Genomic DNA, 25,528 nt, shown 5'->3' on the forward strand with positions numbered 1-25,528 from the left:
CCACGAGCCTCTGAAAACAGGCCACGTCGCAGTGGTTCCTCCGCGGCCCGGTCACTGCTGGCCAGAGGGAACAACGGCCGAGGGCCGCCCCGGAGTGTTCCGGGGCGGCCCTCGGGGCGGGTGCGGGGTGTCAGGCTCCGCGGAGGGTGGCTCCCGTGCGGGTGGAGGCCAGGGTGACGGCGGCGTCGCGGGCCGCGGTGGCCTCGTCGACCGTGAGGGTGCGGTCCTGGGCGCGGAACTTCAGGGCGTACGCCAGGGACTTCTTGCCCTCGCCGAGCTGGTCGCCGGTGTAGACGTCGAACAGCCGGATGGACTCGAGGAGTTCGCCGGCGCCCTCGCGGAGCGCGGACTCGACCTCGGCGGCCGGGACGTCGGTGGCGACGACCAGGGCGACGTCCTGGGTGGCGACCGGGAAGGAGGAGATGCGGGGGGCCTTGACGGGGCCCTCGTTCGCCCGGGCCAGGAGGTCCAGGTCCATCTCCATCGCGCAGGACCGGGCCGGCAGGCCGAAGGCCTTCACCACGCGGGGGTGGAGTTCGCCGGCGTGGCCCACCAGGACCTTCTCGCCGTCGATGTCCACGTGGAACGCGGCGCAGCGGCCCGGGTGCCACGGGGCGTGCCGGTCGGCGCTGATGTGCAGTTCGACGCCGGCCTCGGCGGCCACCGTGCGGCCGGCCTCGACCGCGTCCGCCCAGTCGGACGGGCGGCCCTTGCCCCACCAGCCGGCCTGCTCGCGGGCTCCGGCGAGGACGACGGCGACGCGGCGCGGCTGCGCGGGCAGCGCGGCGTTGACGCCGGCGATCTCCTCGTCGGTGGGACGGCGGTCGACGGGCAGGCGGACGGCGACGCCCGACTCGCCCTGCGGCCGGAAGACGAGACCCGTCTCGAACAGCGCCAGGTCGTGGCCGCCCCGGCTGTCGTTGCGGCGCAGCGCGCCGAGCAGGCCCGGGAGCAGCGTCGTACGGAGCGCGGGCTCCTCGTCGGACAGCGGGTTGACGAGGGTGACGACCCGGCGGCGGGCGTCGTCCTCGTCGAGGCCGAGGTGGTCGAGGGCCTGCTCGCCGATGAACGGGTAGTTCAGGGCCTCGACGTAGCCGGCGCCGGCCAGGGCGCGGCCCACGCGCCGGTGGAGACGCTGGCGCTCGGTGAGACCGCGGCCGGCGGGCGGCTTCGGCAGCGTGGAGGGCAGGTTCTCGTACCCCTCCAGGCGGATGACCTCCTCGGCGAGGTCGTTCGGCTCGTTGAGGTCGGGGCGCCACGAGGGCACCGTGACGACGAGCTCGTCCTGGCCGTAGACGTCGCAGCCGACCTCCTGGAGGCGGCGGACGACGGTCTCGCGGCCGTAGGCGACGCCCGCGACCTTGTCGGGGTGGTCCGCCGGCATGGTGATCGTGCGCGGCGCGGACGGCGCGACGACCTCGGTGACGCCGGCCTCGGCCGTGCCGCCCGCGAGCAGCACGAGCAGGTCGACGCAGCGCTGGGCGGCCGCGGCGGCGGCCTGCGGGTCGACACCGCGCTCGAAGCGCTTGGACGCCTCGGAGGACAGCTTGTGGCGGCGGGCCGTGCGCGCGATCGAGATCGCGTCGAAGTGCGCGGCCTCGATGACGACCTCGGTGGTGCCGGAGACGATGCCGGTCTCCGGGTCGGCCACCGGTTCGGCGATCTCCGTGTTGGCGCCGCCCATGACGCCCGCGATGCCGATGGGGCCGCGGTTGTCGGTGATGACGAGGTCGGCGGCGTCGAGGACGCGGACGGTGCCGTCGAGGGTGGTGATCTTCTCGCCGGCCTCGGCGCGGCGGACGCCGATGGGGCCGTCGAGCCGCGTGCGGTCGTAGGCGTGCAGCGGCTGGCCGAGCTCCAGCATCACGTAGTTGGTGACGTCGACGGCGAGCGAGATCGAACGCATGCCGGCCTTCTGGAGGCGGCGCTGGAGCCAGATCGGCGACCGGGCCTCGGGCTCCAGGCCCACGACGGTGCGCGCCGTGAAGCGGTCGCAGCCCATGGGGTCGGAGATCTGGACCGGGTAGCCGTACGAGTTCGGCGCGGGCACGTCGAGGAGCGCCGGGTCGCGCAGCGGCAGCCCGTACGCGATGGCCGCCTCGCGGGCGACTCCGCGCAGGGAGAGGCAGTAGCCGCGGTCCGGGGTGACGGCGATGTCGAGGACCTCGTCGTACAGCTCCAGCAGGACGGTGGCGTCGGTGCCGACCTCGTGCTCCGGCGGGAGCACGATGATGCCGTGCGAGCCGTCGTCGCCCATGCCGAGCTCGTCGCCCGAGCAGATCATGCCCTTGGAGACCCGGCCGTACGTCTTGCGCTCGGCGATCCGGAAGTCGCCGGGGAGCACGGCGCCGGGCAGGGCCACGACGACCTTGTCGCCCTCGGCGAAGTTACGGGCGCCGCAGATGATCTCCTGGGGCTCGCCGGTGCCGTTGGCCGGGCCGACGTCGACGGTGCAGAAGCGGATGGGCTTCTTGAACTCCGTCAGCTCCTCGATGGTGAGGACCTTGCCGACCACCAGCGGGCCGGTGAGGCCCGCGCCGAGCTGCTCGACCGTCTCGACCTCGAGGCCGGCGGAAACGAGCTTGGCCTGTACGTCCCGGCCGGTCTCCGTCGCCGGCAGGTCGACGTACTCCCGCAGCCAAGAAAGCGGGACCCGCATCAGATCTCCATCCCGAACGGCCGGGTGAACCGGACGTCACCCTCGACCATGTCTCGCATGTCTTCCACGTTGTGGCGGAACATCAGCATCCGCTCGATGCCGAACCCGAAGGCGAAGCCGCTGTACTTCTCGGGGTCCACACCGCAGGCGACGAGCACCTTCGGGTTGACCATGCCGCAGCCGCCGAGCTCGATCCAGCCCTCGCTGCCGCAGGTGCGGCAGGGACGGTCCGGGTTGCCGACGGACTCGCCGCGGCAGACGTAGCAGAGCATGTCCATCTCGGCGGACGGCTCGGTGAACGGGAAGAAGTTCGGGCGGAGCCGGGTCTTCATGTCCGAGCCGAAGAGCGCCTGGACCATGTGGTCGAGGGTGCCCTTGAGGTCGGCCATGGTGAGGCCCTCGTCGACGGCGAGCAGCTCGATCTGGTGGAAGACCGGGGTGTGCGTGGCGTCGAGCTCGTCGGTGCGGTAGACGCGGCCGGGGCACACCACGTAGACCGGGGGCTCCCGGTCGATGAGGGTGCGGGCCTGGACCGGCGAGGTGTGGGTGCGCAGGACGACACCGGACTCGTCGCCGCTGGTGGCCGTTCCCTCAGGGGTGGTTCCCCGGACGAAGAAGGTGTCCTGCATCTGGCGCGCCGGGTGGTCGGGCACGAAGTTGAGGGCGTCGAAGTTGAACCACTCCGCCTCGACCTCGGGCCCTTCGGCGACCTCGTAGCCCATCGAGACGAAGACGTCGGAGACGCGCTCCATCAGGGTGGTGAGCGGGTGGCGGGCGCCGGCCGGGACGCGGTCGTACGGAAGGGTGACGTCCACCGCCTCCTCGACCAGGACACGGGCGTCGCGCTCGGCCTCCAGCTCGGCCTGGCGGGCGGCGAGGGCCTTGGACACGGCGCCGCGGGCCTGGCCCACGAGCTTGCCGGCGGCGGCCTTGGCCTGCGGGGGCAGGGCGCCGATCTCCCGGTTGGCGAGCGCCAGCGGGGAGGTGCCGCCGGTGTGGGCGGTCTTCGCGTGCGCGAGCGCGTCGAGGTCGCCTGCGGCCGCGAAGGCGGCGAGCGCCTCGTCCCGCATGCGCTCGATCTCTTCCGGTTTCAAGGCCTCGACCTCGACCGGGTCGTACGACTTATTGGGTGCCGACATCTCTTCCCGTGTCTTCCGTTTGGCTGGCTGGGGCGACCCCGCTCGACGACAAGGGCGCAAACGTGCCAAAGGTCGAGTCTAACGGGGCGCGGGGACGCGAATGAGCCCGTGGGCGGCCCGGGCGGCTTCCGGCCTCGTACGGTCTCGTCAGGTGAGACGTCAGAGGAGGTGCGCCGGGGTGCCCACGGGCAGGGTAAATCGGAACTCGGCCCCGCCGCGGGGGCCGCGTCCGACGGTGATGGTGCCGCCGTGGGCCTCGACGATGCCCTTGACGATGTAGAGGCCGAGACCGGTGCCGCCGCGTTTGCTGCCCCGCCAGAAGCGGGTGAAGACACGGCTCATCGACTCCTCGGGGATGCCGGGGCCCTCGTCGCTCACGGTGACCTCCGTCCCCTCTTCTCCGTCGTCGCCCGCCGTGGTGGGGGCCACCTCGATGGTGACGGTTCCCTCTCCGTGCCGCACCGCATTTTCCAGGAGGTTCCCGAGGACCTGGTCGATCTTGTCGGGGTCGGCCCAGAGCGCCGGGAGTCCCGGCCGGATCCGTACGAAGAAGCGGTCGGGGGACTGGCCGCCGGTGGTGTGCACCTGGACGTGGCGGCCGACGGCGGCGGCGATGTCGACGGGCTGCCGGCGCACCTCGAGGCGGCCGGAGTCGATCCGGGAGATGTCGAGGAGTTCGGCGATGAGCCGTTTGATGCGGCCCGCGTCGGCGTCGACGGTCTCCAGCATCAGCCGCTTCTGGTCGTCGGTGAACCGTTCCCACTTGCCGAGGAGGGTGGCGGTGAAGCCCTTCACGGAGGTGAGCGGGGAGCGGAGTTCGTGGGCGACGGTCGCGATGAGTTCGGCGTGGCTGCGTTCGTTGCGGCGGCGGGCGTCGGTGCCGCGCAGACAGACCACGACCCGGCGGACGGGGCCGGTGGGCCGCTCGCGGACGTACCGCGCGGAGACGAGGACCTCGCGGCCGCCGGGGAGGAGCAGGTCGCGTTCGGGCTGGCCGCGGCGGGTCGCGAGGCCTCCGTACGGGTCGGTCAGGGCCCACCAGCGGCGGCCCTTGAGGTCTTCCAGGGGCAGCGCCCGGTCGAGCGGCATGCCGAGGGCCCGGTCGGCGGGGACGGCGGTGATGCGGGCGGCGGCGGCGTTGAAGCAGATGACGCGGCCGTGTTCGTCGGCGACGACGAGCCCGTCGGGGAGGTCGTCGGGGTGCAGTCCGGCGAAGGCCCCGCCGGACGGCTGCTCCCACACCCGCTCCTGGACGGCCGGGTCGGGTACGGGGGCGGTCCCGGTGGGCTCGGCGGCGTCCTGACCGGGGCCTCCCGGGGCAGGCGGCGGGGCGCCCCCCGCGTCCGCAGGACTGTCCGTACCGACCGTCATCCCGTCCCCACCCCTCCGTGCTGCTCGCAGTGGGCCCCGAGTGCGTCACTCTACTGGGCGAGGGCGACGGAGCGGAGCCCCGGGGTTACGGAAAGCGGTGTCAGGCGGTGGCGCGGGGGCCGCGGGGCCGCTGGGCGCGCGCGGAGGCGTACAGGCAGACGGCGGCGGCGGTCGCCAGGTTGAGGCTCTCGGCCTTGCCGTGGATGGGGACGCGGACGACGGCGTCGGCGAGGGCGCGGGTCTCCTCGGGCAGTCCCCAGGCCTCGTTGCCGAAGACCCAGGCGGTGGGGCCGCCCATGGTGCCGGCGTCGAGCTCGTCGTCCAGGTCGTGCGCGCCGGCCCCGTCGGCGGCGAGGATCCGTACGCCCGCCTCCTTGAGTCCGGCGACGGCCTGCTCGACGGGCACGCCGACCGCGACGGGCAGGTGGAAGAGGGAGCCGACGGAGGCGCGCACGGACTTCGGGTTGTACAGGTCGACGGAGGCGTCGGTGAGGACGACCGCGTCGGCGCCGGCGGCGTCGGCGCAGCGCAGGACGGTGCCGGCGTTCCCGGGGTCGCGGACGTGGGCGAGGACGGCGACGAGCTTCGGTCGGGCGGCGAGGATCTCCTCGAACGGGGAGTCCAGGAAGCGGCAGACGCCGACGAGGCCCTGCGGGGTGACGGTCTGGGAGACCTCGGCGAGGACGGCGTCGGAGGCGTGGTGCACGCGGGCGCCGGCGGCGCGGGCGGCCTCGACGATGGCGCTGTAGCGCTCGGCGGCCTCGACGGTGGTGAAGAGTTCGACGAGGGTCGGCTCGCCGGTGGTGCCCCGGTGCTCGACGGCCTCGCGGACCGCCTGCGGGCCCTCGGCGATGAAGAGGCGGTCCTTGCCCCGGAAGTTGCGCTTGGCGAGCCGCCGGGCGGCGACGACGCGCGGGGAACGCGGGGAGATCAGCTCGGGGGTGACCATGGGGTGCGGCGGTTCTCTCTTCGGGTCCGGCTCCGGGGAGTCCGGGAACGGCGGGCCGGGCGGGGCGGGTGCGGGCGGCGGCCCCGGGGGCGGCCGGGTCCGGGCGGTGGCGGCCGGCTCGTGCCGGACCGGCGGCGGGCCGGGCGTGGTCCGCGAGGCCGGGAGCCGTCGGCGGGGCCGTGGCCGGGACGCGCGGCGTTCCGTCGGCCACGGGCCGTGGCCGGGGCGCCGACGCACCCGGACCCGCAGGCGCGTGCGCGCCTGCGGGTCCGGGCAGAGGTACTGCGGCCTGGAAGATCAGGCGGCGGCCTTCGGGGCGTTGACGTCGGCCGGCAGAGCCTTCTGCGCGACCTCGACCAGCGCGGCGAACGCGTTGGCGTCGTTGACGGCCAGCTCGGCGAGGATCTTGCGGTCCACCTCGATGTTGGCGGCCTTCAGACCCTGGATGAGGCGGTTGTACGTCATGCCGTTCAGGCGGGCAGCGGCGTTGATGCGCTGGATCCACAGCTGACGGAAGTCGCCCTTGCGCTTCTTGCGGTCGTTGTAGTTGTAGACCAGCGAGTGGGTGACCTGCTCCTTGGCCTTGCGGTACAGGCGCGAGCGCTGACCACGGTAGCCGGAGGCCTGCTCGAGGATCGCCCGGCGCTTCTTGTGGGCGTTGACTGCCCGCTTGACGCGTGCCACTTCTTAACTCCTTGTAGCGGGGCCGTGGTGGTGCTCACACGACCCGGAAATCGGATGGGTCCCGGTCTCGACCGGATGCCCTCGTCGCCGAGGGCGGGAGATCAGGGTCAGATGCCCAGCATCTTCTTGATCTTGGCGGAGTCACCCGGGGCCATCTCGGCGTTGCCCGTGAGGCGACGCGTCAGCTTGGACGACTTGTGCTCGAGCAGGTGGCGCTTGCCGGCGCGCTCCCGCAGGATCTTGCCGGAGCCGGTGACCTTGAAGCGCTTCTTGGCACCGGAGTGCGTCTTGTTCTTCGGCATGGCGCCGTTATCTCCTCGTCAGTGGCGCTCCCCCGGTGCGGGCACCGGACAACCGGGAGCGTCAATTCTTCGATTGGGTGGACCGGGCGGGACCCGGGGGCTGCCCGCGGGGCAGCCCCTTGGGATCACGCCTCGGTGTTCTCGGCCGAAGGCTCGGCCGAAGCCTCCTCGGCGTCGGCCTCGGGAGCCGCCTCGGGCGACCCGCCCTGGCGCTCCGCCTTGCGCGCGGCCTGGGCCTCACGCGCCTCGGCCATCGCCTCGGTCTTCTTCTTGTGCGGACCCAGAACCATGATCATGTTCCGGCCGTCCTGCTTCGGGTTCGACTCGATGAAGCCCAGGTCCTGGACGTCCTCCGCCAGGCGCTGCAGCAGTCGGTAACCGAGCTCCGGCCGGGACTGCTCACGACCACGGAACATGATCGTGATCTTGACCTTGTCGCCCTGCTTGAGGAACCGTACGACGTGACCCTTCTTGGTGTCGTAGTCGTGCGGGTCGATCTTCGGCCGGAGCTTCATCTCCTTGATGACCGTGTGCGCCTGGTTCTTGCGCGCCTCACGGGCCTTCATGGCCGACTCGTACTTGAACTTCCCGTAGTCCATGAGCTTGCACACGGGCGGGCGGGCGTTCGCCGCTACCTCGACCAGGTCGAGGTCGTACTCCTGAGCGAGCTCCAGGGCCTTGGCAAGCGGGACGATGCCCACCTGCTCGCCGCTGGGGCCGACAAGACGCACCTCGGGAACGCGAATCCGCTCGTTGATGCGGGGCTCGGCGCTGATGGATCCTCCTCGGTTGCACCACGCGACCGCCTTGGCGGACGGACACGTCACGTGTTCAGTCAGTGAGACCAACCGCGCCGGTACATCAAAAATGCCCCGGACGGGACACAGGCGGGGCTCCATGGAAAACCGGAGCACCACCACGGTCCGCCGCGGGGCGCGCTTCGGGCGGTTCCATCGTCCGTACGGAACGATGGGGACCACCTGACCGGTGACCCGCCGCCCGTGAGGGCGGTCAGGTGGGAGTACGGAGCCTCCACTTGTGGGCCGGGCACGTAGGTGTCCGGCCGGTCGTTACACAAGGCTACCAGGCGTCGTTCCGGTCCGCGAACAGGGACGGCGGTCGGGGCGGCCGGGCGGACCGGCATATCGTGTGGGGCATGAGCGAGACGCCCCAGAACGAGTCCACGGACTCCGCAGTTTCCCCGGACTCCCCGGGCTCCCCCGCCGCCGGTGCCGGCGACACCCCCGACTTCGACGCCATGACCCGTGACATCGCGGAGGTGCCGGCCGTCGAGGTGATCGTGACGGTCGCGGTCAACCTGATGAGCGCCGCCGCGGTGAAGCTCGGTCTCACCGAGGAGGGCGAGGTCCACAAGGACCTCGACGAGGCGCGCAAGCTGATCCACGCGCTGGCCGGTCTGATGGACGCAGGCGCGACGGAGATCTCCTCCTTCCACGCGGCCCCGCTGCGGGACGGCCTGAAGTCCCTCCAGCTCGCCTTCCGCGAGGCCTCCCTCGTCCCGGACGAGCCGGGCCAGGGCCCGGGCGAGAAGTACACGGGGCCGGTGTACGGCTAGCGGGAAGCGGCGGACCGCGCCCCGGCGCGGTGGTCCGTCAGTCCCGTACGTAGAAGGGCTCGCCCGGAGGCGTGGCCGAGGCCGGCAGGAGTGCCAGGTCGAGGCCCCGCACCAGGCGGGCCCTCAGTGTTTCGTCGGCGGCCAGGGCCCGGGCCACGCGCTGGGCGGCCTCGGCCGGGGGCGCCGCCCCGTCGAGGACCAGGGCGAGGGTGCCGTCGGCCTGCCCCGGGCCGAGGTGGGCGCGGAGCACCTCGGGCTCGGCGGCGACGGCCGCCCGGACCGCCTCCCGTACGGCGGGGTCGTCGAGCGGATCGGTGCTGGTCCGGCCTTCGGCGAGGGCGACCAGGGCCGGACCGGTCACCTGGTACGGCACCGGGCCCGCCAGGTCCAGGACGAGGGTGTCGGCCTTCTCGTGGACGAGCGCCGCGAGCGCCTGGTGCAGGGGGACGGCGACCGGGCGGGCGGCCGGGTCCCACAGGGCGAGCGAGGCGATCGAGGTGAAGGCGGGCAGGGCCCTGCGGTCACCCGCGGTGAGCGTCGGCACGGCCATGTCGCTGGTCTTCTCCTGGCGCAGTCCCGTCGCGGGGTCCACCTCGACCTCGCCGAGGACGGCGACGACGGGGACGAGCAGCCGGGCGTCCCGGAGCGCCTCGAGCACCGGGCCGTGGGCGGTCCGGTCCTCCGCCCAGGCCGCCAGGGCCGCGGCGAGCCGCGGGTCGGCGGTGCCGTCGTCGTCGGAGAAACCGGGGTCCGGGATGTTCTTGAGCGCCACGCACCGAGCCTAACCGCCGCCGCCCGGCGTCCCGGCCGCCGGGTCCCGGCGGGGGCGGGCCGGGCGCTGGGGTCAGCGGGGGCGGTTCGCGCGGTGCAGGGCGAAGGCGGCGAGCAGGAGCAGCGCGCCGAGTCCGCCGGCCGCCGGGGCGAGCAGTCCGAAGGACCGGCTCTCCTCGGCGGGCGGCTGCGGGCCGGGCCCGAAGTACCGCCCGCGGAATCCGGCCGAGGCGTTCTTCGGGTCGCCGCCCTCGATCCGCGCGCCCGCCCGGATCGCGGCGGCCGGGTCGACCGTCCCGTACCCCTTGGCGTCGCTGCGGCCGCCGCGCGGGCGGTTGCGGGCGGTGTCGATGAGGAGCTGCTTGATCTGGGCGGGGGTGAGGTCCGGGTGGGCGGACCGGACGAGGGCGACGGCGCCGGAGACGAACGCGGCGGCGGCGCTGGTGCCCCAGCCCTCGTAGTAGCGGCGGTCGGGGTCGGCGATGACGACGTCGACGCCGGGCGCGCTGACGGTGGCGTACCAGCGGCGGGTGGAGAAGGAGGCGTGGACGCCGTGCCGGTCGACGGCGGTGACGGCGATGACGCCGGGGTAGGCCGCGGGGTAGGAGATGTGGTCGCCCTTCTCGCCGCCGTTGCCGGCGGAGGCGACGACGGAGACGCCCTTGGCGAGGGCGTACTGGACGGCGGCGTCCTCGCCCGCGTCGGCGTGGGCGGACTTGGAGTCGTCGCCGAGGGAGAGGTTGATGACGTCGGCGCCGTGGTCGGCGGCCCAGCGGATGCCCTCGGCGAGGGCGGAGCCCTTGGTTCTGCGGGCCTTCTCCCGGGCCTTGTCGCTGCCTTCGAGGATCACCCGGACGGGGAGGATCTTGACGCCGGGGGCGACGCCGAGGACGCCTTCCTCGCCGCCGGGGCCGTGGCCGTGCCCGGCGATGATGCCGGCCATGGCCGTGCCGTGGCGGGCCCAGGAGCGGTCGCCTCGGGCGGCCCCGAAACCGATGAGGTCGCGGCCGGGCAGGACGGATCCGGCGAGGTCCGGGTGCCGGTCGTCGACGCCGGTGTCGAGGACGGCGACGGTGACGCCCTCGCCCTTGGTGGTGCGCCAGGCCTCGGCCGTGCGCAGGGTCCGCAGGCCCCACTGCCGGTCGCGGACGGGGTCGGCGTGGGCGGTGGCGACGGGCACGACGGTGAGGGCGCCGGCGAGGAGCGCGGTGGCCACGGCCCGGGCCGGGTTCGTACGGGCGCGGGTCACCGGCGCTCCCCCTCCTTCTTCTGCGTGGCGGCGACGGTGGAGCGCAGGAGCGCGGTGAAGCGTTCGGTGACGGCCTTCGCCTCGTGGCCGAGGCCGGCCTGGGCGACGGCGTCGGTACGGCCCCGGCCCATGGCGGTGTCGGCGCGCTGCGGGCGGTCGACGGCGCGGCCGTCGGCGAACCCGGACACGGCGGTGACGACCACCGGCAGGTCGGCGGGGGTGGTGAGCCACCAGCCGGCACGCTGTGCGGGGCCGAAGTCGGCGGCGACGGTGCCGGGGCCGGAAAGGGCGGGTGGCACGTCTTCACCGAGGCGGGTGGCGAGGCCGCGGGCGGCGAGGGTGCCCTGGGTGGGGGCGTCGGCCCCCGTGAAGACGAGGCCGACGGTGATCACGCTGCTGGCGGTGGCGTCGGTGTAGGTGGCCCGCAGCACCCGCTCGCAGCCGAGCGGGCGGAGCGTGGCGAGGAGGTTCGGCGCGAGGGCCGCGGGGGTGCAGGGCGTGTCCGGGGCGACGACGATCCGGGTCCAGGTGCGGGCGGCGGTGCCGGGGCCGGCGCCGGGACCGGCGACGGTACGGGGGAAGAGGGTGTCGACCGGCGCGTTGTGCCAGAGGCTCGCGGCCTCGCTGTAGCCGGCCGGTTCGGCGGGCTTCCCGGGCTCGGCGGCGGCCAGCCAGACGCCGGCGAGTGCCCCGCCGATGAGTCCGACCCCGAGCACGACGCAGCTCGCGACCGCGATCGCCCGTCCGGTGCGCTTCGGCCGCACGGGCCGCAGCCGGGTGGTGCTCTCCGCGCCGGGGTACCCGTACGGGTCGGCTTCGTACGCCGTCCCGCGTACGGGCCTGGCGGCCGGGCTCCCCCACGGCTCGCGCACGGGCCGCAGCCGGGTCGTCGTCTCCACGTCCGGCTCCTGCGGCGGGGGGACGGCTCGCCCGGGGGCCGGCGCGGGCAGGGGTCCGGGGCCGGGAGCGGCGGCGGCCCTGGGCCGGCCGGCCGAGGGGGGCGGCGTGGGGGCGGGCGCATGCGGGGGCCGGGAGGCCTGTCCGGGCTCGGGGGCCGTGCGGCGGGCGTCCGGCGCCGGCCCGGCGGGCGGGGCGGCCGGAGGCGGCATGGGGCCCGGGAGGTGCGGGGGGTGGAGGAGGGTTTCGGTGATCCGGGAGGACGGGTGCGGGTGGTTGTCGGTCATCCCCGTCCCCCTGCTCGTGTCGACAATGCCCGCCACTCTACGGGCTGTTCCCCGCCGCACGGGAACTCAGGGGCTACCCACCCGTAAACCCGTCTGGCAAGCTCGGGCCATGACTCCCCGCGCCGCCGACCGTTCCCGGTACGACCGGGCCACCGCCCATCTCGACGCGCCCGTGGCGATCGTCGATCTGGAGGCGTTCGACGCCAACGCGGACGATCTCGTACGGCGGGCCGCGGGCAAACCGGTGCGGGTGGCGAGCAAGTCCGTACGGTGCCGGGCGCTCCTGGAGCGGGTGCTGGCGCGGCCGGGGTTCGCCGGCGTGATGTCGTTCACGCTCGCCGAGTCGCTGTGGCTGGCACGCGCCGGCTTCGAGGACGTGCTGCTGGCCTATCCGTCGGCCGACCGCGCCGGGTTCGGGGAGCTGGCCCGGGACCCGAAACTGGCGGCGGCGGTGACCGTGACGGTCGACGACGTGGCGCAGCTCGATCTGATCGACGCCGCCCGGTCCGGCGGCCGGGAGGAGGTCCGGGTCTGTCTGGAGCTGGACACCGCGCTGCACCTCCTCGGCGGGCGGATACGGGTCGGGGCGCGCCGCTCGCCGCTGCGCACCCCGGCGGAGCTGGCCGAGCTGGCCCGCTCGGTCGAGCGCCGCCCGGGCTTCCGGCTGGTCGGGCTCATGGCGTACGAGGGACATGTGGCCGGGGTCGGGGACGCGGTGGCGGGCCGGCCGCTGCGGTCGCGGGCGGTCCGGCTGATGCAGGCGGCCGCGCGCCGGGAGCTGGCGCAGCGCCGGGCGGCCGTGGTGCGCGCGGTGCGGGCGGTGGCGCCGGACCTGGAGTTCGTGAACGGCGGCGGCACCGGCAGTGTGCAGCACACGGCGGCCGAGGACGCGGTGACCGAGATCGCCGCCGGTTCGGGCCTGTTCGTGCCGCGCCTCTTCGACCACTACTCCTCCTTCAGCGGCCGTCCGGCGGCCCTGTTCGCCCAGCCGGTGGTGCGCCGCCCCGGGGTGGGCGTGGTGACGGTGCTCGGCGGCGGCTATCCGGCGTCGGGGGTGGCGGGCGAGGATCGGCTGCCCGTGCCGTACCTGCCGGAGGGACTGCGGTACGACCCGCAGGAGGGCCCTGGTGAGGTCCAGACCCCGCTGCTGGGCTCGCCGGCCGACGACCTGCGGATCGGTGACAAGGTGTGGTTCCGGCACGCGAAGGCCGGCGAACTGTGCGAGCGGTTCGACAGCCTGCGGCTGGTGGAGGGCGACCGGGTGACGGACACCGTGCCCACGTACCGGGGCGAGGGCAAGACCTTCCTCTGACCCTCCTCGATGCCGTCCGGTCCCCTGCGCGCGGCAGCCGGGCGTCTCGCGACGCCCGGCTGCCGGGTGGGGGGTGTGGGGGGACCGGAAGGGTCAGAGGGGCGTGACGTACGCGCCGGAGATGCCGCCGTCCACGAGGAAGTCGCTGGCGTTGACGAAGGAGGAGTCGTCGCTGGCGAGGAAGGCGACGGCGGCGGCGATCTCCTCGGCCTCGGCGAAGCGGCCCACGGGGATGTGGACCAGGCGGCGGGCGGCCCGCTCGGGGTCCTTGGCGAACAGTTCCCGCAGGAGGGGGGTGTTGACCGGGCCCGGGCAGAGGGCGTTGACGCGGATGCCCTCGCGGGCGAACTGGACGCCCAGCTCGCGGGACATGGCGAGGACGCCGCCCTTGGAGGCGGTGTAGGAGATCTGGCTGGTGGCCGCTCCCATCACGGCGACGAAGGACGCGGTGTTGATGATGGAGCCCTTGCCCTGGCGGCGCATGTACGGCAGGGCGGCCTTGCAGCAGAGGTAGACGGAGGTCAGGTTGACGTCCTGGACGCGCTTCCAGGCCTCCAGGCCGGTCTCCAGGATGGAGTCGTCGTCGGGGGGCGAGATGCCGGCGTTGTTGAAGGCGATGTCGACGGAGCCGTAGGTCTCGAAGGCGGTGCGGTACAGGGCCTCGACCTCCTCCGGGTCGGTGACGTCGACCTTGACGAAGGTGCCGCCGACCTCCTCGGCCGCGGCCTTGCCCGCGGTCTCGTCGATGTCGCCGCAGACGACGTGGGCGCCTTCGGAGGCGAGCCGCCGGGCGGTGGCGAGGCCGATGCCGCTGCCGGCCCCGGTGATGACGGCGGTACGGCCGACGAGGCGGCGGCAGACGATCTCTTCGGTGCTCATGCGGTCAGGCCTCCGTGCTGATGAAGACGTTCTTGGTTTCGGTGAAGGCGGTCAGGGCGTCGGGGCCGAGCTCCCGGCCGAGGCCGGACTGGCGGTAGCCGCCGAACGGGGTCCAGTAGCGCACGCTGGAGTGGGAGTTGACGGAGAGGTTCCCGGCGCGGACGGCGCGCGAGACGCGCAGGGCGCGGCCGACGTCCCGGGTCCAGAGGGAGCCGGACAGGCCGTACTCGGTGGCGTTGGCGAGACGGATCGCGTCGGCCTCGTCCTCGAAGGGGAGGACGACGGCGACCGGGCCGAAGATCTCCTCGACGGCGCAGGGGGCGTCCTCGGGCACGCCGGTGAGGACGGTGGGCGGGAACCAGAAGCCGGGGCCTTCGGGTGCCTTGCCCCGGATGGCGTCGAGGTCGTCGGGGGCGTAGGAGCGGACGCGGTCGAGCTGGGCGCGGGAGATCAGCGGGCCCATCAGGGTGCGCTCGTCGGCCGGGTCGCCGACGACGATCTCCTCGATGGCGGGGGCGAGCAGCTCCAGGAAGCGGTCGTACACCGCGCGCTGGACGAGGATGCGGGTGCGGGCGCAGCAGTCCTGGCCGCTGTTGTCGAGGAAGGCCATCGGCGCCGCGGCGGCGGCCGCCTCGACGTCCGCGTCGGCGAAGACGATGTTCGGGCTCTTGCCGCCGAGTTCGAGGGTGACCCGCTTCACCCGGTCCGCGCACTTCGCCATGATCGACTTTCCGACGCGGGTGGAGCCGGTGAAGACGATCTTGGCGATGCCGGGGTGTTCGACCAGGGCGTTCCCGGCGACGGGGCCGGTGCCGGGGAGGACCTGGAAGAGGCCTTCGGGGAGTCCGGCGGCGAGGGCGAGTTCGGCGAGGCGGAGGGCCGTGAGGGGGGTGGTCTCGGCCGGCTTGAGGACGACGGCGTTGCCGGCGGCGAGGGCGGGCGCGGTGGCCCAGGCGGCGATCGGCATGGGGAAGTTCCAGGGGGCGATGACGCCGACGACCCCGAGGGGTTCGAGGATCGTGACGTCGAGTCCGCCCGGGACGGGGATCTGGCGTCCGTTCAGGCGCTCCACTCCCCCGGCGGCGTAGTCGAGGAGGTCGCGGACGTTGCCGGCCTCCCAGCGGGCGTTGCCGAGGGTGTGTCCGGCCTCGCGGACCTCCAGGAGGGCGAGTTCCTCGATGTGCTCGTCCACGGTGGACGCGAAGCGGCGGAGCAGCCGTGCGCGGTCGGCGGGTGCGGCCGCCGCCCAGCCCCGCTGGGCGGCCGCGGCCCGGAGGACGGCGGCGTCGACGTCGGCGGGGGTGGCGGCGGGGACGGTGGCGACGACGTCCTCGGTCGCCGGGTTCAGTACCTGGAGCAACTCTTCCACTCCCTGGTCCTCATTCCTTTCGCGCGGGTGCTGCGGGCGGGGTTCGCGGTGGGGGTTCGCGGTGGGGGCGGGCGGGTCGCTCAGAGGCGTTCGAAGGAGCGCCGCAGTTCCCAGTCGGTGACCGCGGCGTCGAAGGCGTCCAGTTCGACGCGGGCCATGTTGCGGTAGTGGGCGACGACCTCGGCGCCGAAGGCCTCCTTGGCGATCTCGCTGGTCTCCCAGAGCTCGGCGGCCTCGCGCAGGGTCGTGGGGACGTGCGCGTAGTCGCCGGTGTAGGCGTTGCCGGTGCAGGCGGGGGGCAGTTCGAGGCGCTGCTCGATGCCGTGGAGTCCGGCCGCGACCATGCCGGCGACGGCGAGGTAGGGGTTGACGTCGCCGCCGGGGAGCCGGTTCTCGAAGCGGGTGGAGCGGCCGTGGCCGACGACGCGGAGGGCGCAGGTGCGGTTGTCGTGGCCCCAGGCGACGGCGGTGGGGGCGAAGGAGCCGGGCTGGAACCGTTTGTAGGAGTTGATGTTCGGCGCGTAGAGGAGGGAGAAGTCGCGGAGGGCGGCGAGCTGTCCGGCGAGGAAGTGGCGCATGGTCGCGGACATGCCGTGCGGGTCGTCCCCGGCCATGACGTTGTGCCCCTCCGCGTCCTGGAGGGAGAGGTGGATGTGGCAGGAGTTGCCCTCGCGCTCGTTGTACTTGGCCATGAAGGTGAGGGAGACGCCTTCCTGGGCGGCGATCTCCTTCGCGCCGGTCTTGTAGACGGCGTGCCGGTCGCAGGTGACGAGGGCCTCGGCGTACTTGAAGGCGATCTCGTGCTGGCCGGGGTTGCACTCGCCCTTGGCGGACTCGACGGTGAGGCCGGCGCCGGTCATCTCGTTGCGGATGCGGCGCAGCAGCGGCTCGACCCGGCCGGTTCCGAGGACGGAGTAGTCGATGTTGTACTGGTTGACGGGGGTGAGGCCGCGGTAGCCGGCGTCCCAGGCCTGCTCGTAGGTGTCCTTGAAGACGATGAACTCGAGCTCGGTGCCGACGTGGGCGGTGAGGCCGTGCCCGGCGAGCCGGTCCAGCTGGCGGCGGAGGATCTGGCGGGGTGCGGCGACCACGGGGCTGCCGTCGCCCCAGGCGAGGTCGGCGGTCACCATGGCGGTGGCCTCGTTCCAGGGGACGCGGCGGAGGGTGGTGAGGTCGGGGTGCATGGCGAAGTCGCCGTAGCCGCGTTCCCAGGAGGACATCTCGTAGCCGTCGACGGTGTTCATCTCGGTGTCGACGGCGAGCAGGTAGTTGCAGCCCTCGGTGCCGTGGCCGAGGACCTCGTCGAGGAAGAACGGTGCGGCGAACCGCTTGCCCTGGAGCCGCCCCTGCATGTCGGGGAAGGCCAGGACGACGGTGTCGATCTCGCCGCTCGCGACGAGGGCACGCAGTTCCTCGACGGTGAGCGGGGCTGTGCGGACTGCCACGGGATGACTCCTCCTTCGGCCTGCCGGGAGCCATAAGGTATGTACGAAGACCATTGCTTGTGAAGTGCCCGGGAAGGGGAAACGAGAACGTGGCCCGTACGAGTGACGTGCCGGACCGGCTGACGCCCGTGCTGCGGCCGGTGCGCGCGGGGAACGGTTTCGAGGAGGCCCTGGAGCAGATCCTCCAGGTCGTACGGCTCGGTCTCGTGCCGGGCGGCGAACGGCTGCCCGCCGAGCGGGAACTGGCCGACCGGATGGGGATCAGCCGGGTCACCCTGCGCGAGGTCCTCAAGGTCCTCCAGGAGCAGGGCCTCGTGGAGAGCCGGCGCGGCCGGTACGGGGGGACGTTCGTCCTGCCCCGGACCCGGACGGCCGGCGAGGAGGAGCTGCGCCGCCGGATCGCCGCCGTCGACATCGAGGACACCCTGCGCTTCCGCGAGGTCCTGGAGGTCGGAGCGGCCGGCCTCTGCGCGGCGCACGGCCTCGACGCGGCGGGCACGGAGCGGCTGCGGGCCGCGCTGGCGGCCACGCACGACGCCCCGCTGGACGACTACCGGCGCCAGGACACCCTGTTCCACCTCGCGCTGGCGGAGCTCTCCGGCTCGCCGACGCTGACGGCGCAGTACGCGGCCGTCCGGGCCACCGTCAACGGCCTCCTGGACTGCATCCCCCTGCTCGTCCGCAACCTGGAGCACTCCCAGCACCAGCACGCGGCCCTGGTGGACGCGGTGCTCGACGGGGACGCGGACGCGGCGCGGGAGGTGACGCGGGAGCACTGCGCGGGCACGGCGGCGCTGCTGCGGGGCTTCCTCGCGTGATCCGGAAGTTACGCGCGGGGGCTTGCGCTCGCCACTCCACCGACGCAAAGGTATGGGACTGATCCATTGGACACCAGGCCCGTTGCGGGGAGCTGACGCTGCCATGACGCTCGACGAAACGACCGGGGGCGCGACCGGGAACCCCTCGGGACGTACCCCTGGAACCACCGGTGAAACCGCCCCGGCGAGTGGTTCCGCGGCGCCCTCCGGGGACGACGACTACCTGGCCCGCCGCTCCCTGCGCCGGGGCAGCGCCGGCTGGCTGCTGCTGACGGGGCTGGGCGTCGCCTACGTCGTCTCCGGTGACTTCTCCGGCTGGAACATCGGCCTGTCGAAGGGCGGCTTCGGCGGACTGGCCGTCGCCACCGTCCTCATGGGCGTCATGTACGCCTGCCTGGTCTTCGCGCTCGCCGAGCTCTCCGCGATCCTGCCCACGGCGGGCGGCGGCTACGGCTTCGCGCGCCGGGCGCTCGGCACCTGGGGCGGCTTCCTGACCGGCACCGCGATCCTCGTCGAGTACGTCCTCGCCCCCGCCGCCATCTCCCTCTTCATCGGCGACTACGTCGAATCCCTCGGCCTGTTCGGACTGGAGTCGGGCTGGCCGGTGTACCTGGTCTGCTTCGCCCTCTTCATCGGCATCCACCTGTGGGGCGTCGGCGAGGCCCTGCGCTTCAGTCTGATCGTGACCGCCGTCGCCGTCGCCGCGCTGCTCGTCTTCGCGTTCGGCGCCTTCACCGACTTCCGGGTGGACCGCCTGAACGACATCCCGGTGGACACCACGGCCTGGGGCGCGAACTCCTGGCTGCCGTTCGGGCTCCTCGGGATCTGGGCCGCGTTCCCCTTCGGCATGTGGTTCTTCCTGGGCGTCGAAGGGGTTCCGCTCGCCGCGGAGGAGGCCAAGGACCCGGTGCGGTCGCTGCCGAGGGCGCTCGCCCTCTCGCTCGGCGTGCTGGTGCTCCTCGCCGTCATGACCTTCCTCGCGACCACCGGGGCGCGCGGCTCCGCCGCCGTGCAGGAGGCCGGCAACCCGCTGGTGGTGGCGCTCCAGGGCGACGGTGAGCCGACGGCGCTGAGCCGGTTCGTGAACTACGCCGGCCTCGCCGGGCTCGTCGCCTCCTTCTTCTCCCTCATCTACGCCGGGTCACGCCAGCTGTTCGCCCTCTCCCGGGCGGGCTACCTGCCCCGCTTCCTCTCCCTCACCAGCCGCCGCAGGTCCCCCTACCTGGGCCTGATCATTCCCGGCGCGATCGGCTTCGCGCTGGCGGCCGGCTCCGGGAACGGGGCCCGGATGCTCAACATCGCCGTCTTCGGCGCCACCATCTCGTACGCCCTGATGGCGCTCTCCCACATCGTGCTGCGGCGGCGCGAGCCGGGGCTGCACCGGCCGTACCGGACGCCCGGCGGGACGGTGACCTCGTCCGTCGCCCTCGTCCTGGCGCTCGCCGCGCTCGTCGCCACCTTCCTGGTGGACCGGACGGCGGCGTTCATGGCCCTCGGGGTGTACGTGATCGCCCTCGCCTACTTCGCGTTCTACAGTCGGCACCGCCTGGTGGCCCGGGCGCCCGAGGAGGAGTTCGCGGCGCTCGCCGCCGCCGAGGCCGAGCTCGAACGCGACCGACCCGCCGCGCCCGCCCCGAACGCCCGCACCCCGGAGGAATCCCCGTGATTAAGCCGCTCATCGGTGTGACCACCTATCTGGACCGGGCGCGGTGGGGGGTGTGGGACATGCCGGCGACGCTGCTGCCCGCCGCGTACCCCCGCCACGTCCGGGAGGGCGGCGGTCTCGCGGTGCTGCTGCCGCCCGACGAGCCGGCCGCCGCGGCGGCCGTCGTGGCCCGGCTCGACGGTCTGGTCGTCGCGGGCGGTGCGGACGTGGAGCCCGTACGGTACGGGGCCGAGCCCGACCCCCGTACCGGCCCGCCGGCCCGGGAGCGGGACTCCTGGGAGCTGGCCCTGATCGACGCCGCCCTCGCGTCCGGCACGCCACTGCTCGGGATCTGCCGGGGCATGCAGCTGCTGAACGTGGCACTCGGCGGCACACTGACGCAGCACGTCGACGGGCATGCGGAGGCGGTCGGGGTGATCGGCCGCCACGCGGTCGCGCCGGTGCCGGGCACCCGGTACGCCGCGCTCGTACCGGAGCCGGCCGAGGTGCCGACCTACCACCACCAGGCCGTGGACCGGCTGGGCGCGGGGCTGCGGGTCGCCGCCCACGCGGAGGACGGCACGGTCGAGGCGGTGGAGCTGGCCGACCCGGCCTGGGCGCTGGGCGTGCAGTGGCACCCGGAGATGGGCGAGGACGCGCGGGTGATGCGGGGGCTCGTCGCAGCGGCGGCGGCACGGGCGACCGGGACGGCGAGGGCGCGTGCCGGGACCGCCGGGGTGGCCCTCCCCGGGGCCGGGGTCCGGCCCGGGAACGGGGAGGGGACGCCGGGGGCCGGGGAGGTCGGGACGGCGGCCGTCGCCACGGTGGGCGGGTGACGGGTACGCCCTCCGGACCGGAAGGGGCGGAAGGGGCGGAAGGGGCGGAAGGGGCGGAAGGGCCGGCGGGGGGTGCGGGGCGGCCGGGACGGGCTCCGGCCGCCCGGTGATCAGCGGGCCGTGGCGGCCACCGCGCGGCGGCCGAGGGACGCGTACAGGAGCGCGGAGACGGCCATGCCGGCCGGCAGGGAGAGGTCCATGCCGCCGAGGGCCCCGGCCACCGGACCGGTGTAGAGCGTGTTCACGCAGAGCGCCGCGGCCGCCACACCGCCCAGCAGGGCGACGGCCCCGGGCACGTTGACCCCGCCGGTGAACCAGAAGGGGCCGCCCGGGGTCTCGTTCGCGAGGGCGACGCCGTCGTACCGGTTGCGGCGCAGCAGGATGTCGGTGGCGTAGACGGCCGTCAGCGGGCCGATGAGGACCACGATCACCTGGAGGGCGTTGCTGACGGTGTCCAGGAAGTGGGAGACCAGCAGGCCGTAGAGGGTGAGGGCGACGGCGGCGGCGCCGTCGAAGAGGACGCTGACGGTCCGGCGGACGCGGAGGCCGACGGCCTGGAGGGCGAGACCGGCGCTGTACGCGGTGAGCGCGTTGAGGGAGACGGTGCCGAGGACCAGGGCGATCAGGAAGACCGGGGCGAACCAGCCCGGCAGGATCTTCTGGAGCGCGTTCTGGGGGTCGGTCATGTCGACCGCCGTCGCCGCGAGCGCCCCCAGCGAGCAGACGACGACGCTCGGCACGAAGGCGCCGAGCGCCGTCCAGCCCGCGACGGCCTTCGCCGGGGTCGTACGCGGCAGGTAGCGGGAGAAGTCGGCGCTGGTCGTGTAGGAGAGCGGGCCCGAGGCGACCAGCGTCGTCCCCGCGACCACCACCGCCCACAGGTCCACGCCGGTCAGCGGCTCGGCGGGGGCGTACGAGAAGTCGGCGTGGCGGAGGACCGCGAACGCGACGACGGTGAAGGCGCCGGCGAGGGCGAGCGTGATGGGCAGGTACAGCCTGATGATCAGTCCGTGGCCGTAGACGCTGATCGCCAGGGTGAGGGCGGCGATCGCGACGATGACGGCCACCTTGACCGGGGTGGTGGCGGTGAGGCCGGTCCGCTCGACGAGCGCGAAGGCGGCGGTCGCCGCGGCGGCCAGGTTGAGCGCGAAGTAGCAGACGGAGACGAGCCAGCCGCCGATCGCGTTGTTGACGCGGTTGCCGAGCACGCCGTACAGCGCGCGGGTGATCACCTCGCTCGGCGCGCCGGCGGCGGGACCCGAGGTGGCGAGGAGGCCGGTCAACAGCCAGAAGAGGTTGCCGACGACGATCACGGCCAGGGCCTGGCCGAGGGTCAGGCCCATGAGGATCAGGGCTCCGCCGATGACGAGGCTGAGGTAGTTCACGTTCGCCGCGGCCCAGACGGAGAAGAGGGCGCGGGGGTGACCGTGGCGTTCGGCGTCGGGGATGTGGTCGATGCCGTGGGCCTCGACGCGGCCGGGCCGCTCGGTCACCGGCGGGGTGGCCCGGTCGCTCTCGGGGCGCGGGAGCGGGTCGGGGATCGTGGAAGCCATGCGGCCCTCCGGTGCGTGTCGTGCCCACCTGGTTGCTTATTGGTCGCACACTCAATAGCATCCCCGGTATGCCGTCAAGCGTTGAGCGCAAGCGAGTTCGGAAATCTCCGGAGGCCCGCCGGGCAGAGATCGTGCGGACCGCCGCCCGGGTCGCCCTCACCGAGGGCCTGGAGTGTGTGACCCTCCGGCGGATCGCCGAGGAACTCGCCGTGCGCCCCGGACTGATCAGCCACTACTTCCCCTCGGCGGAGGAGCTCGTGGCCGAGGCCTTCGCCGTGGCCGCGCTCGGCGAACTCGACTCCCTGCTGCCGGCCGAGCGGCCCCACGGGACGCCGACCCAGTACCTCGCGCGGTACTTCGCCCTCTCCACCGGCGAGGCGTACGACGACATCAGCCGCCTGTGGATCAACGCCCGGCACCTCAGCCGCTACCGGCCCGTGCTGCGCGACCGGGTCACCGAGATGGAGCTCGCCTCCGACGACCGGCTCGAGGCGCTCATCCGCGAGGGCGTCGAGCGCGGCGAGTTCCGCACGGACGACCCGCGCACGACGGCCATCCAGATCCTCGTCGTCCTCGACGGCCTCGGCGCCCACGCCAACTCCGACCGCGCCGACCGTCCGGAGGCGGTGACCCGCCTGGCCGTCACCACCGCGGAACGCGAACTGGGGCTCGCGGCCGGCGCGCTGACGGACGCCGCGCCGATTCCGGATGCGGGTGGGACCGCCCCGGCCCCGACACGTACCTCCTGAATCCCGGCCCCCTCCCTCCTGCGTCCCGGTCCTCCCACCCCTCCTCCTCCCCTCCCCTCTCCTGCTCTGGAGCCCCTGTGCGCACCACCCCGCTCGTCCTTCACTCCGCCCGGCTGCTCGACCCCGCCACGGGCTTGTTCCTGCCGGAGACCGCGCTCGCCGTGTCCACCGAAGGCCGGATCTCCGCGCTGGGCGACGACCGTGAGATCCGGGCGCTCGCGGACCCCGGCGCCACCGTCGTCGACCTCAAGGGCGGCGTCGTGACGCCCGGTTTCGTGGACGGCCACATCCACCCGGTCAGCGGGGCCGAACTGACGGCCGGTCTCGACCTGTCGGAGTGCGCGGACCTCGCCGACGTACGGGCCGCGCTGTCCCTGGGGGCACGGCGGCTGCGGCGCGGGGAGTGGCTGTTCGGCTGGGGACTCGACCCGAACGTGTTCGGTGACGTACCGGTCGGGATCGCGCCCTTCGACTCCGTCCTCCACGGCATCCCCGCCTTCCTCCTCCTGTTCGACGCGCACTCCGCCCTCGCCAGCCGGCGGGCCCTCGAACTCGCCGGGATCGACGGCCCCCGCACCTTCGAGCAGGCCTCCGCCGAGATCGTCTGCGACGCCGGTGGACGCCCGACCGGGCTCCTCCAGGAGGACGCCGCCTGCGCACTGGTGGAGCGGGTGGCGCCGCAGCCGACCGCCGAGGAGCGCCGGGAGGGACTCGCCGCGGCGCTGCGGTCCATGGCCGCGGCCGGCCTGACCGGCGGCCACGCCATGGACGCCAACGGAGCGAGCCTCGACCTGTACGCCGACCTCGACGCGGCCGGGGAGCTGCCGCTGCGCCTGCGCGTGGCGCCCTGGTGCCAGCCCGGCGCGGACGCCGCTGCCGTACGCGCGCTCATCGAGCAGCAGGGCACGGGCGGGGCCCTGTGGCGGGTCGCGGGCGTGAAGCTGTTCATGGACGGGACGATCGACAACGGCACGGCGTGGCTGGAGCGGCCCGACTGCCACGGCGAGTCCACGCACGCGTTCTGGCCCGACCCCGAGGCGTACACCCGGATCGTCGGTGAACTGCACCGGGCCGGGGTGCCCACGGCGACGCACGCCATCGGGGACGCGGCGGTACGGCACGTCCTCGACTCCGTCGAGAAGGCGCAGGCCTCCGGCGGGGGCGCGGTACGGCACCGGGTGGAGCACATCGAGACGGTGCCGGACGACACGCTGCACCGGTTCGCGGAGCTCGGGGTCCTCGCGTCCATGCAGCCCACCCACTGCTGCGACTTCACGCGAGCCGACCACACCGACAACTGGTCGCGCCGCCTCGGGGAGGAGCGGGCCTCGCGCGCCTGGCGCTGCCGGGACCTGTGGGACTCGGGGGCGACGGTGGTGCTGGGGTCGGACTGGCCGATCGCGCCGTTCCCGCCGCTCGGCGTGATGGCCGGGGCCCGGCACCGCCGCCCCAGGCGCGACCTCAGCCTGCCGCCGCACGGACCCGGGCAGGCACTGACGGCGCTGGAGGCACTGCGGGGCATGACCACGGCCCCCGCCTACGCGGCGGGCGAGGAGCACGAGGCGGGCCGTCTCGCCCTCGGCCACCGCGCCGACCTGACGGTCCTCGCGGACGACCCGCTGACGGTCCCGGCGACCGAACTGCCGGACGTCCCGGTGCTCCTGACGGTCCTCAACGGCCGGATCACGCACCGGGCCGGCACGGTCTGAGGGACGCGGGGCCGGAGCCGCGCGGCGGCGGGGCCACGATCCGGGGACGGGGCCGGAGCCGCGCGGCGGCGGGGCCACGATCCGGGGACGGGGCCGGAGCCGCGCGGCGGCGAAAGGCCCGCCGCCCGAGCGGCAGGGGCACGGGCGGGCGCGCGGTTCCCGCCCTCCCCTCGTCAGCCGCGCGGGCGGGCCCTCGTCAGGGAGAGCAGGTCGCGGGCCGGGCCGGTGGGGCGGTGACCGGTGGGCCAGACGGCGCGGAGGTCGCGGCGGAGGAGGACGTCCTGGACCGGGACGGCGACGAGGCGCCGGGAGGAGAGTTCCTCCGCGACGGCGAGTTCGCTGAGTACGGCGGGGCCGGCACCGCTCACGGCGGCGGCCTTGACCGCGGTGGTGGAGGCGAGTTCGAGGAGCGGCTCCGCGAGGCCGCCATGGGCGGCGAGGGCCGCGTCCAGGACCTGGCGGGTGCCCGAGCCGCGCTCCCGGAGCACCAGCGGGGTCGCCGCCAGTTCGGCCGGGTCCAGCGGTCGGCGTCGGCGGGCCCAGGGGTGGCCGGGCGCGGCGACCACGGCGAGCCGGTCGTGGGCGACGACGGCCCCGTCGAGACCGTCCGGCACCGCGAGACCCTCCACGAAACCGAGGTCCGCCTCACCGGCGAGGAGCCGTTCGGCGACCGCCGCCGAGTTCCCGGCCTGGAGCGAGACGGCCGTGCCGGGCCGCTCGGCGCGCAGGGCGATCAGCCAGCCCGGCATCAGGTACTCGGCGATGGTCATGGAGGCGACGACCCGCAGCCGCGAGTCGCGGCGGGTCCGCAGGGCCTGCGCGCCCGCGTCGAAGGCCTCCGCGGCCTCCACGATCCGGCGGGCCCAGTCCGTGACGAGGGCGCCCGCGTCGGTGAGACGCGACCCGCGCGGCGAACGGTCGACCAGCGCCACGCCGAGCTGCCGTTCCATCGAGCGGATGCGGCTGCTGGCCGCGGGCTGGGTGATGCCGACCTCCCGGGCGGCGGCCCCGAGGCTGCCGTGCCGGGCGACCGCCAGCAGGAGTTCGAGCGCGCCGAGGTCGGGGACCCGGTGGGACAGGGGGTGCGGCGTCTCGCCCGGCTCACTGCTCATAAACCCAGCTTATGGCCTCATAGGCGGGACGTCCCTGGTGGGGGCGGGACCGGCGGGAGAGAGTCAGGACCATGGCAAGCCACGCACCTTTCCGTCCGGAGACCCGCACGCCCGCGCCCGGCGCCGACCGGGGCCCGGGCCCCGGATCCGCCCGCACGGTGTCCGTCCTACCCCCGGCCCCCTCCCCGCGTACCGTCCGGTCCGTGCGGCACCTCGG

The 25,528-nt window shown here is 74.2% G+C and carries 21 protein-coding genes and 1 pseudogene; 7 read left to right on the plus strand and 15 right to left on the minus strand.

Annotation, left to right across the window (positions count from 1 at the left end; translation table 11 throughout):
• Positions 1–130: 130 nt before the first annotated feature.
• From pheT to infC, 7 genes are all read right to left on the minus strand, one after another.
• Complete coding sequence (gene pheT, locus ACFY60_RS17620) at positions 131–2,659, minus strand: phenylalanine--tRNA ligase subunit beta (protein WP_388612799.1); 2,529 nt, start codon at positions 2,657–2,659, stop codon at positions 131–133.
• A complete protein-coding gene (gene pheS / locus ACFY60_RS17625) occupies positions 2,659–3,798 on the minus strand; it encodes a phenylalanine--tRNA ligase subunit alpha (protein WP_388612797.1) in 1,140 nt (379 codons plus the stop codon). Before pheS ends, pheT begins: the two co-directional genes overlap by 1 nt.
• Before the next feature lie 159 nt (positions 3,799–3,957).
• The gene (locus ACFY60_RS17630; protein WP_388612795.1) at positions 3,958–5,169 is read right to left on the minus strand and encodes an ATP-binding protein; all 1,212 of its coding nucleotides are present in this window, start codon (positions 5,167–5,169) and stop codon (positions 3,958–3,960) included.
• Between the two features lie 100 nt (positions 5,170–5,269).
• A complete protein-coding gene (locus ACFY60_RS17635) occupies positions 5,270–6,118 on the minus strand; it encodes an RNA methyltransferase (RefSeq protein ID WP_309052385.1) in 849 nt (282 codons plus the stop codon).
• A 297-nt stretch (positions 6,119–6,415) separates the two neighbouring features.
• A complete protein-coding gene (gene rplT / locus ACFY60_RS17640) occupies positions 6,416–6,802 on the minus strand; it encodes a 50S ribosomal protein L20 (RefSeq protein ID WP_019884941.1) in 387 nt (128 codons plus the stop codon).
• A 107-nt stretch (positions 6,803–6,909) separates the two neighbouring features.
• Positions 6,910–7,104, minus strand: a complete 195-nt coding sequence (rpmI, locus tag ACFY60_RS17645) for a 50S ribosomal protein L35 (RefSeq protein ID WP_041128339.1) — start codon at positions 7,102–7,104, stop codon at positions 6,910–6,912.
• 125 nt (positions 7,105–7,229) lie between these two features.
• Complete coding sequence (infC, locus tag ACFY60_RS17650; RefSeq protein WP_309055133.1) at positions 7,230–7,931, minus strand: translation initiation factor IF-3; 702 nt, start codon at positions 7,929–7,931, stop codon at positions 7,230–7,232.
• A gap of 329 nt (positions 7,932–8,260) precedes the next feature.
• Here infC and ACFY60_RS17655 point away from each other — a divergent pair, with 329 nt between their 5' ends.
• Positions 8,261–8,680: a DUF1844 domain-containing protein gene (locus tag ACFY60_RS17655; protein WP_309053449.1), complete on the plus strand. Its 420-nt coding sequence runs from the start codon at positions 8,261–8,263 to the stop codon at positions 8,678–8,680.
• Between the two features lie 37 nt (positions 8,681–8,717).
• On the opposite strand, the gene ACFY60_RS17660 is transcribed toward ACFY60_RS17655, so the two are convergent.
• The 3 genes from ACFY60_RS17660 to ACFY60_RS17670 form a co-directional block, all read right to left on the minus strand.
• A complete protein-coding gene (locus tag ACFY60_RS17660) occupies positions 8,718–9,452 on the minus strand; it encodes an SseB family protein (protein ID WP_388612791.1) in 735 nt (244 codons plus the stop codon).
• A gap of 72 nt (positions 9,453–9,524) precedes the next feature.
• Positions 9,525–10,700, minus strand: a complete 1,176-nt coding sequence (gene mycP, locus ACFY60_RS17665; protein ID WP_388612789.1) for a type VII secretion-associated serine protease mycosin — start codon at positions 10,698–10,700, stop codon at positions 9,525–9,527.
• Entirely contained in the window at positions 10,697–11,599 is a 903-nt protein-coding gene (locus tag ACFY60_RS17670; RefSeq protein WP_388612788.1) for a hypothetical protein, read from the minus strand. The genes mycP and ACFY60_RS17670 overlap by 4 nt, the downstream gene beginning before the upstream one ends.
• A 394-nt stretch (positions 11,600–11,993) precedes the next feature.
• On the opposite strand from ACFY60_RS17670, the gene ACFY60_RS17675 reads away from it, so the two are divergent.
• A complete protein-coding gene (locus ACFY60_RS17675; RefSeq protein WP_388612786.1) occupies positions 11,994–13,196 on the plus strand; it encodes an amino acid deaminase/aldolase in 1,203 nt (400 codons plus the stop codon).
• 93 nt (positions 13,197–13,289) lie between these two features.
• Here the strand turns inward: ACFY60_RS17675 and ACFY60_RS17680 are convergent, their stop codons facing one another.
• The 3 genes from ACFY60_RS17680 to ACFY60_RS17690 all read right to left on the minus strand — a co-directional run bounded on the left by ACFY60_RS17680 (position 13,290) and on the right by ACFY60_RS17690 (position 16,889).
• Positions 13,290–14,075, minus strand: coding sequence for a 3-oxoacyl-ACP reductase (locus tag ACFY60_RS17680; RefSeq protein ID WP_388612784.1), 786 nt, complete (start codon positions 14,073–14,075; stop codon positions 13,290–13,292).
• 4 nt (positions 14,076–14,079) lie between these two features.
• Positions 14,080–15,435 (minus strand): aldehyde dehydrogenase family protein, encoded by a 1,356-nt coding sequence (locus ACFY60_RS17685; RefSeq protein WP_388612782.1) that lies wholly within the window; start codon positions 15,433–15,435, stop codon positions 14,080–14,082.
• An 89-nt stretch (positions 15,436–15,524) separates the two neighbouring features.
• Positions 15,525–16,889 carry a glutamine synthetase family protein gene (locus ACFY60_RS17690; RefSeq protein WP_388612780.1) on the minus strand — a complete coding sequence of 455 codons (1,365 nt, stop codon included), beginning with the start codon at positions 16,887–16,889 and terminating at the stop codon, positions 15,525–15,527.
• 89 nt (positions 16,890–16,978) lie between these two features.
• Between ACFY60_RS17690 and ACFY60_RS17695 the strand changes: the two genes are divergently transcribed.
• The 3 genes and pseudogenes from ACFY60_RS17695 to ACFY60_RS17705 all read left to right on the plus strand — a co-directional run.
• Positions 16,979–17,707, plus strand: a complete 729-nt coding sequence (locus ACFY60_RS17695) for a FadR/GntR family transcriptional regulator (RefSeq protein WP_388612778.1) — start codon at positions 16,979–16,981, stop codon at positions 17,705–17,707.
• A gap of 103 nt (positions 17,708–17,810) precedes the next feature.
• Complete coding sequence (gene eat, locus ACFY60_RS17700) at positions 17,811–19,373, plus strand: ethanolamine permease (RefSeq protein ID WP_388612776.1); 1,563 nt, start codon at positions 17,811–17,813, stop codon at positions 19,371–19,373.
• A pseudogene (locus ACFY60_RS17705) lies at positions 19,370–20,047 on the plus strand (gamma-glutamyl-gamma-aminobutyrate hydrolase family protein); the annotation flags it as partial. The gene eat and the pseudogene ACFY60_RS17705, both read left to right, overlap by 4 nt.
• Positions 20,048–20,298: 251 nt before the next feature.
• On the opposite strand, the gene ACFY60_RS17710 reads toward ACFY60_RS17705, so the two are convergent.
• Entirely contained in the window at positions 20,299–21,741 is a 1,443-nt protein-coding gene (locus ACFY60_RS17710) for a purine-cytosine permease family protein (protein WP_388612775.1), read from the minus strand.
• Between the two features lie 68 nt (positions 21,742–21,809).
• On the opposite strand from ACFY60_RS17710, the gene ACFY60_RS17715 reads away from it, so the two are divergent.
• Together ACFY60_RS17715 and ACFY60_RS17720 are read left to right on the plus strand one after the other, a co-directional pair.
• Positions 21,810–22,490, plus strand: a complete 681-nt coding sequence (locus ACFY60_RS17715) for a TetR/AcrR family transcriptional regulator (RefSeq protein ID WP_388612773.1) — start codon at positions 21,810–21,812, stop codon at positions 22,488–22,490.
• 77 nt (positions 22,491–22,567) lie between these two features.
• Positions 22,568–24,199, plus strand: a complete 1,632-nt coding sequence (locus ACFY60_RS17720) for an amidohydrolase (RefSeq protein ID WP_388612771.1) — start codon at positions 22,568–22,570, stop codon at positions 24,197–24,199.
• A 173-nt stretch (positions 24,200–24,372) separates the two neighbouring features.
• Here the strand turns inward: ACFY60_RS17720 and ACFY60_RS17725 are convergent, their stop codons facing one another.
• On the minus strand, positions 24,373–25,311 hold the full coding sequence (locus ACFY60_RS17725; RefSeq protein WP_388612770.1) for a LysR family transcriptional regulator: 939 nt from the start codon (positions 25,309–25,311) through the stop codon (positions 24,373–24,375).
• Between the last annotated feature and the right edge of the window lie 217 nt (positions 25,312–25,528).

Origin of the sequence: Streptomyces sp. NPDC012827 (assembly GCF_042900905.1) — a bacterium.
In the GTDB taxonomy this organism is placed as follows: Bacteria; Actinomycetota; Actinomycetes; order Streptomycetales; family Streptomycetaceae; genus Streptomyces; species Streptomyces gulbargensis.

Excerpts from the sequence above, each read along its gene's own strand:
- pheT (WP_388612799.1), bottom strand. The coding sequence starts at position 2,659 with ATGCGGGTCCCGCTTTCTTGGCTGCGGGAGTACGTCGACCTGCCGGCG.
- pheS (WP_388612797.1), bottom strand. The coding sequence starts at position 3,798 with ATGTCGGCACCCAATAAGTCGTACGACCCGGTCGAGGTCGAGGCCTTG.
- ACFY60_RS17630 (WP_388612795.1), bottom strand. The coding sequence starts at position 5,169 with ATGACGGTCGGTACGGACAGTCCTGCGGACGCGGGGGGCGCCCCGCCG.
- ACFY60_RS17635 (WP_309052385.1), bottom strand. The coding sequence starts at position 6,118 with ATGGTCACCCCCGAGCTGATCTCCCCGCGTTCCCCGCGCGTCGTCGCC.
- rpmI (WP_041128339.1), bottom strand. The coding sequence starts at position 7,104 with ATGCCGAAGAACAAGACGCACTCCGGTGCCAAGAAGCGCTTCAAGGTC.
- ACFY60_RS17655 (WP_309053449.1), top strand. The coding sequence starts at position 8,261 with ATGAGCGAGACGCCCCAGAACGAGTCCACGGACTCCGCAGTTTCCCCG.
- ACFY60_RS17675 (WP_388612786.1), top strand. The coding sequence starts at position 11,994 with ATGACTCCCCGCGCCGCCGACCGTTCCCGGTACGACCGGGCCACCGCC.
- ACFY60_RS17680 (WP_388612784.1), bottom strand. The coding sequence starts at position 14,075 with ATGAGCACCGAAGAGATCGTCTGCCGCCGCCTCGTCGGCCGTACCGCC.
- eat (WP_388612776.1), top strand. The coding sequence starts at position 17,811 with ATGACGCTCGACGAAACGACCGGGGGCGCGACCGGGAACCCCTCGGGA.
- ACFY60_RS17710 (WP_388612775.1), bottom strand. The coding sequence starts at position 21,741 with ATGGCTTCCACGATCCCCGACCCGCTCCCGCGCCCCGAGAGCGACCGG.
- ACFY60_RS17715 (WP_388612773.1), top strand. The coding sequence starts at position 21,810 with ATGCCGTCAAGCGTTGAGCGCAAGCGAGTTCGGAAATCTCCGGAGGCC.
- ACFY60_RS17725 (WP_388612770.1), bottom strand. The coding sequence starts at position 25,311 with ATGAGCAGTGAGCCGGGCGAGACGCCGCACCCCCTGTCCCACCGGGTC.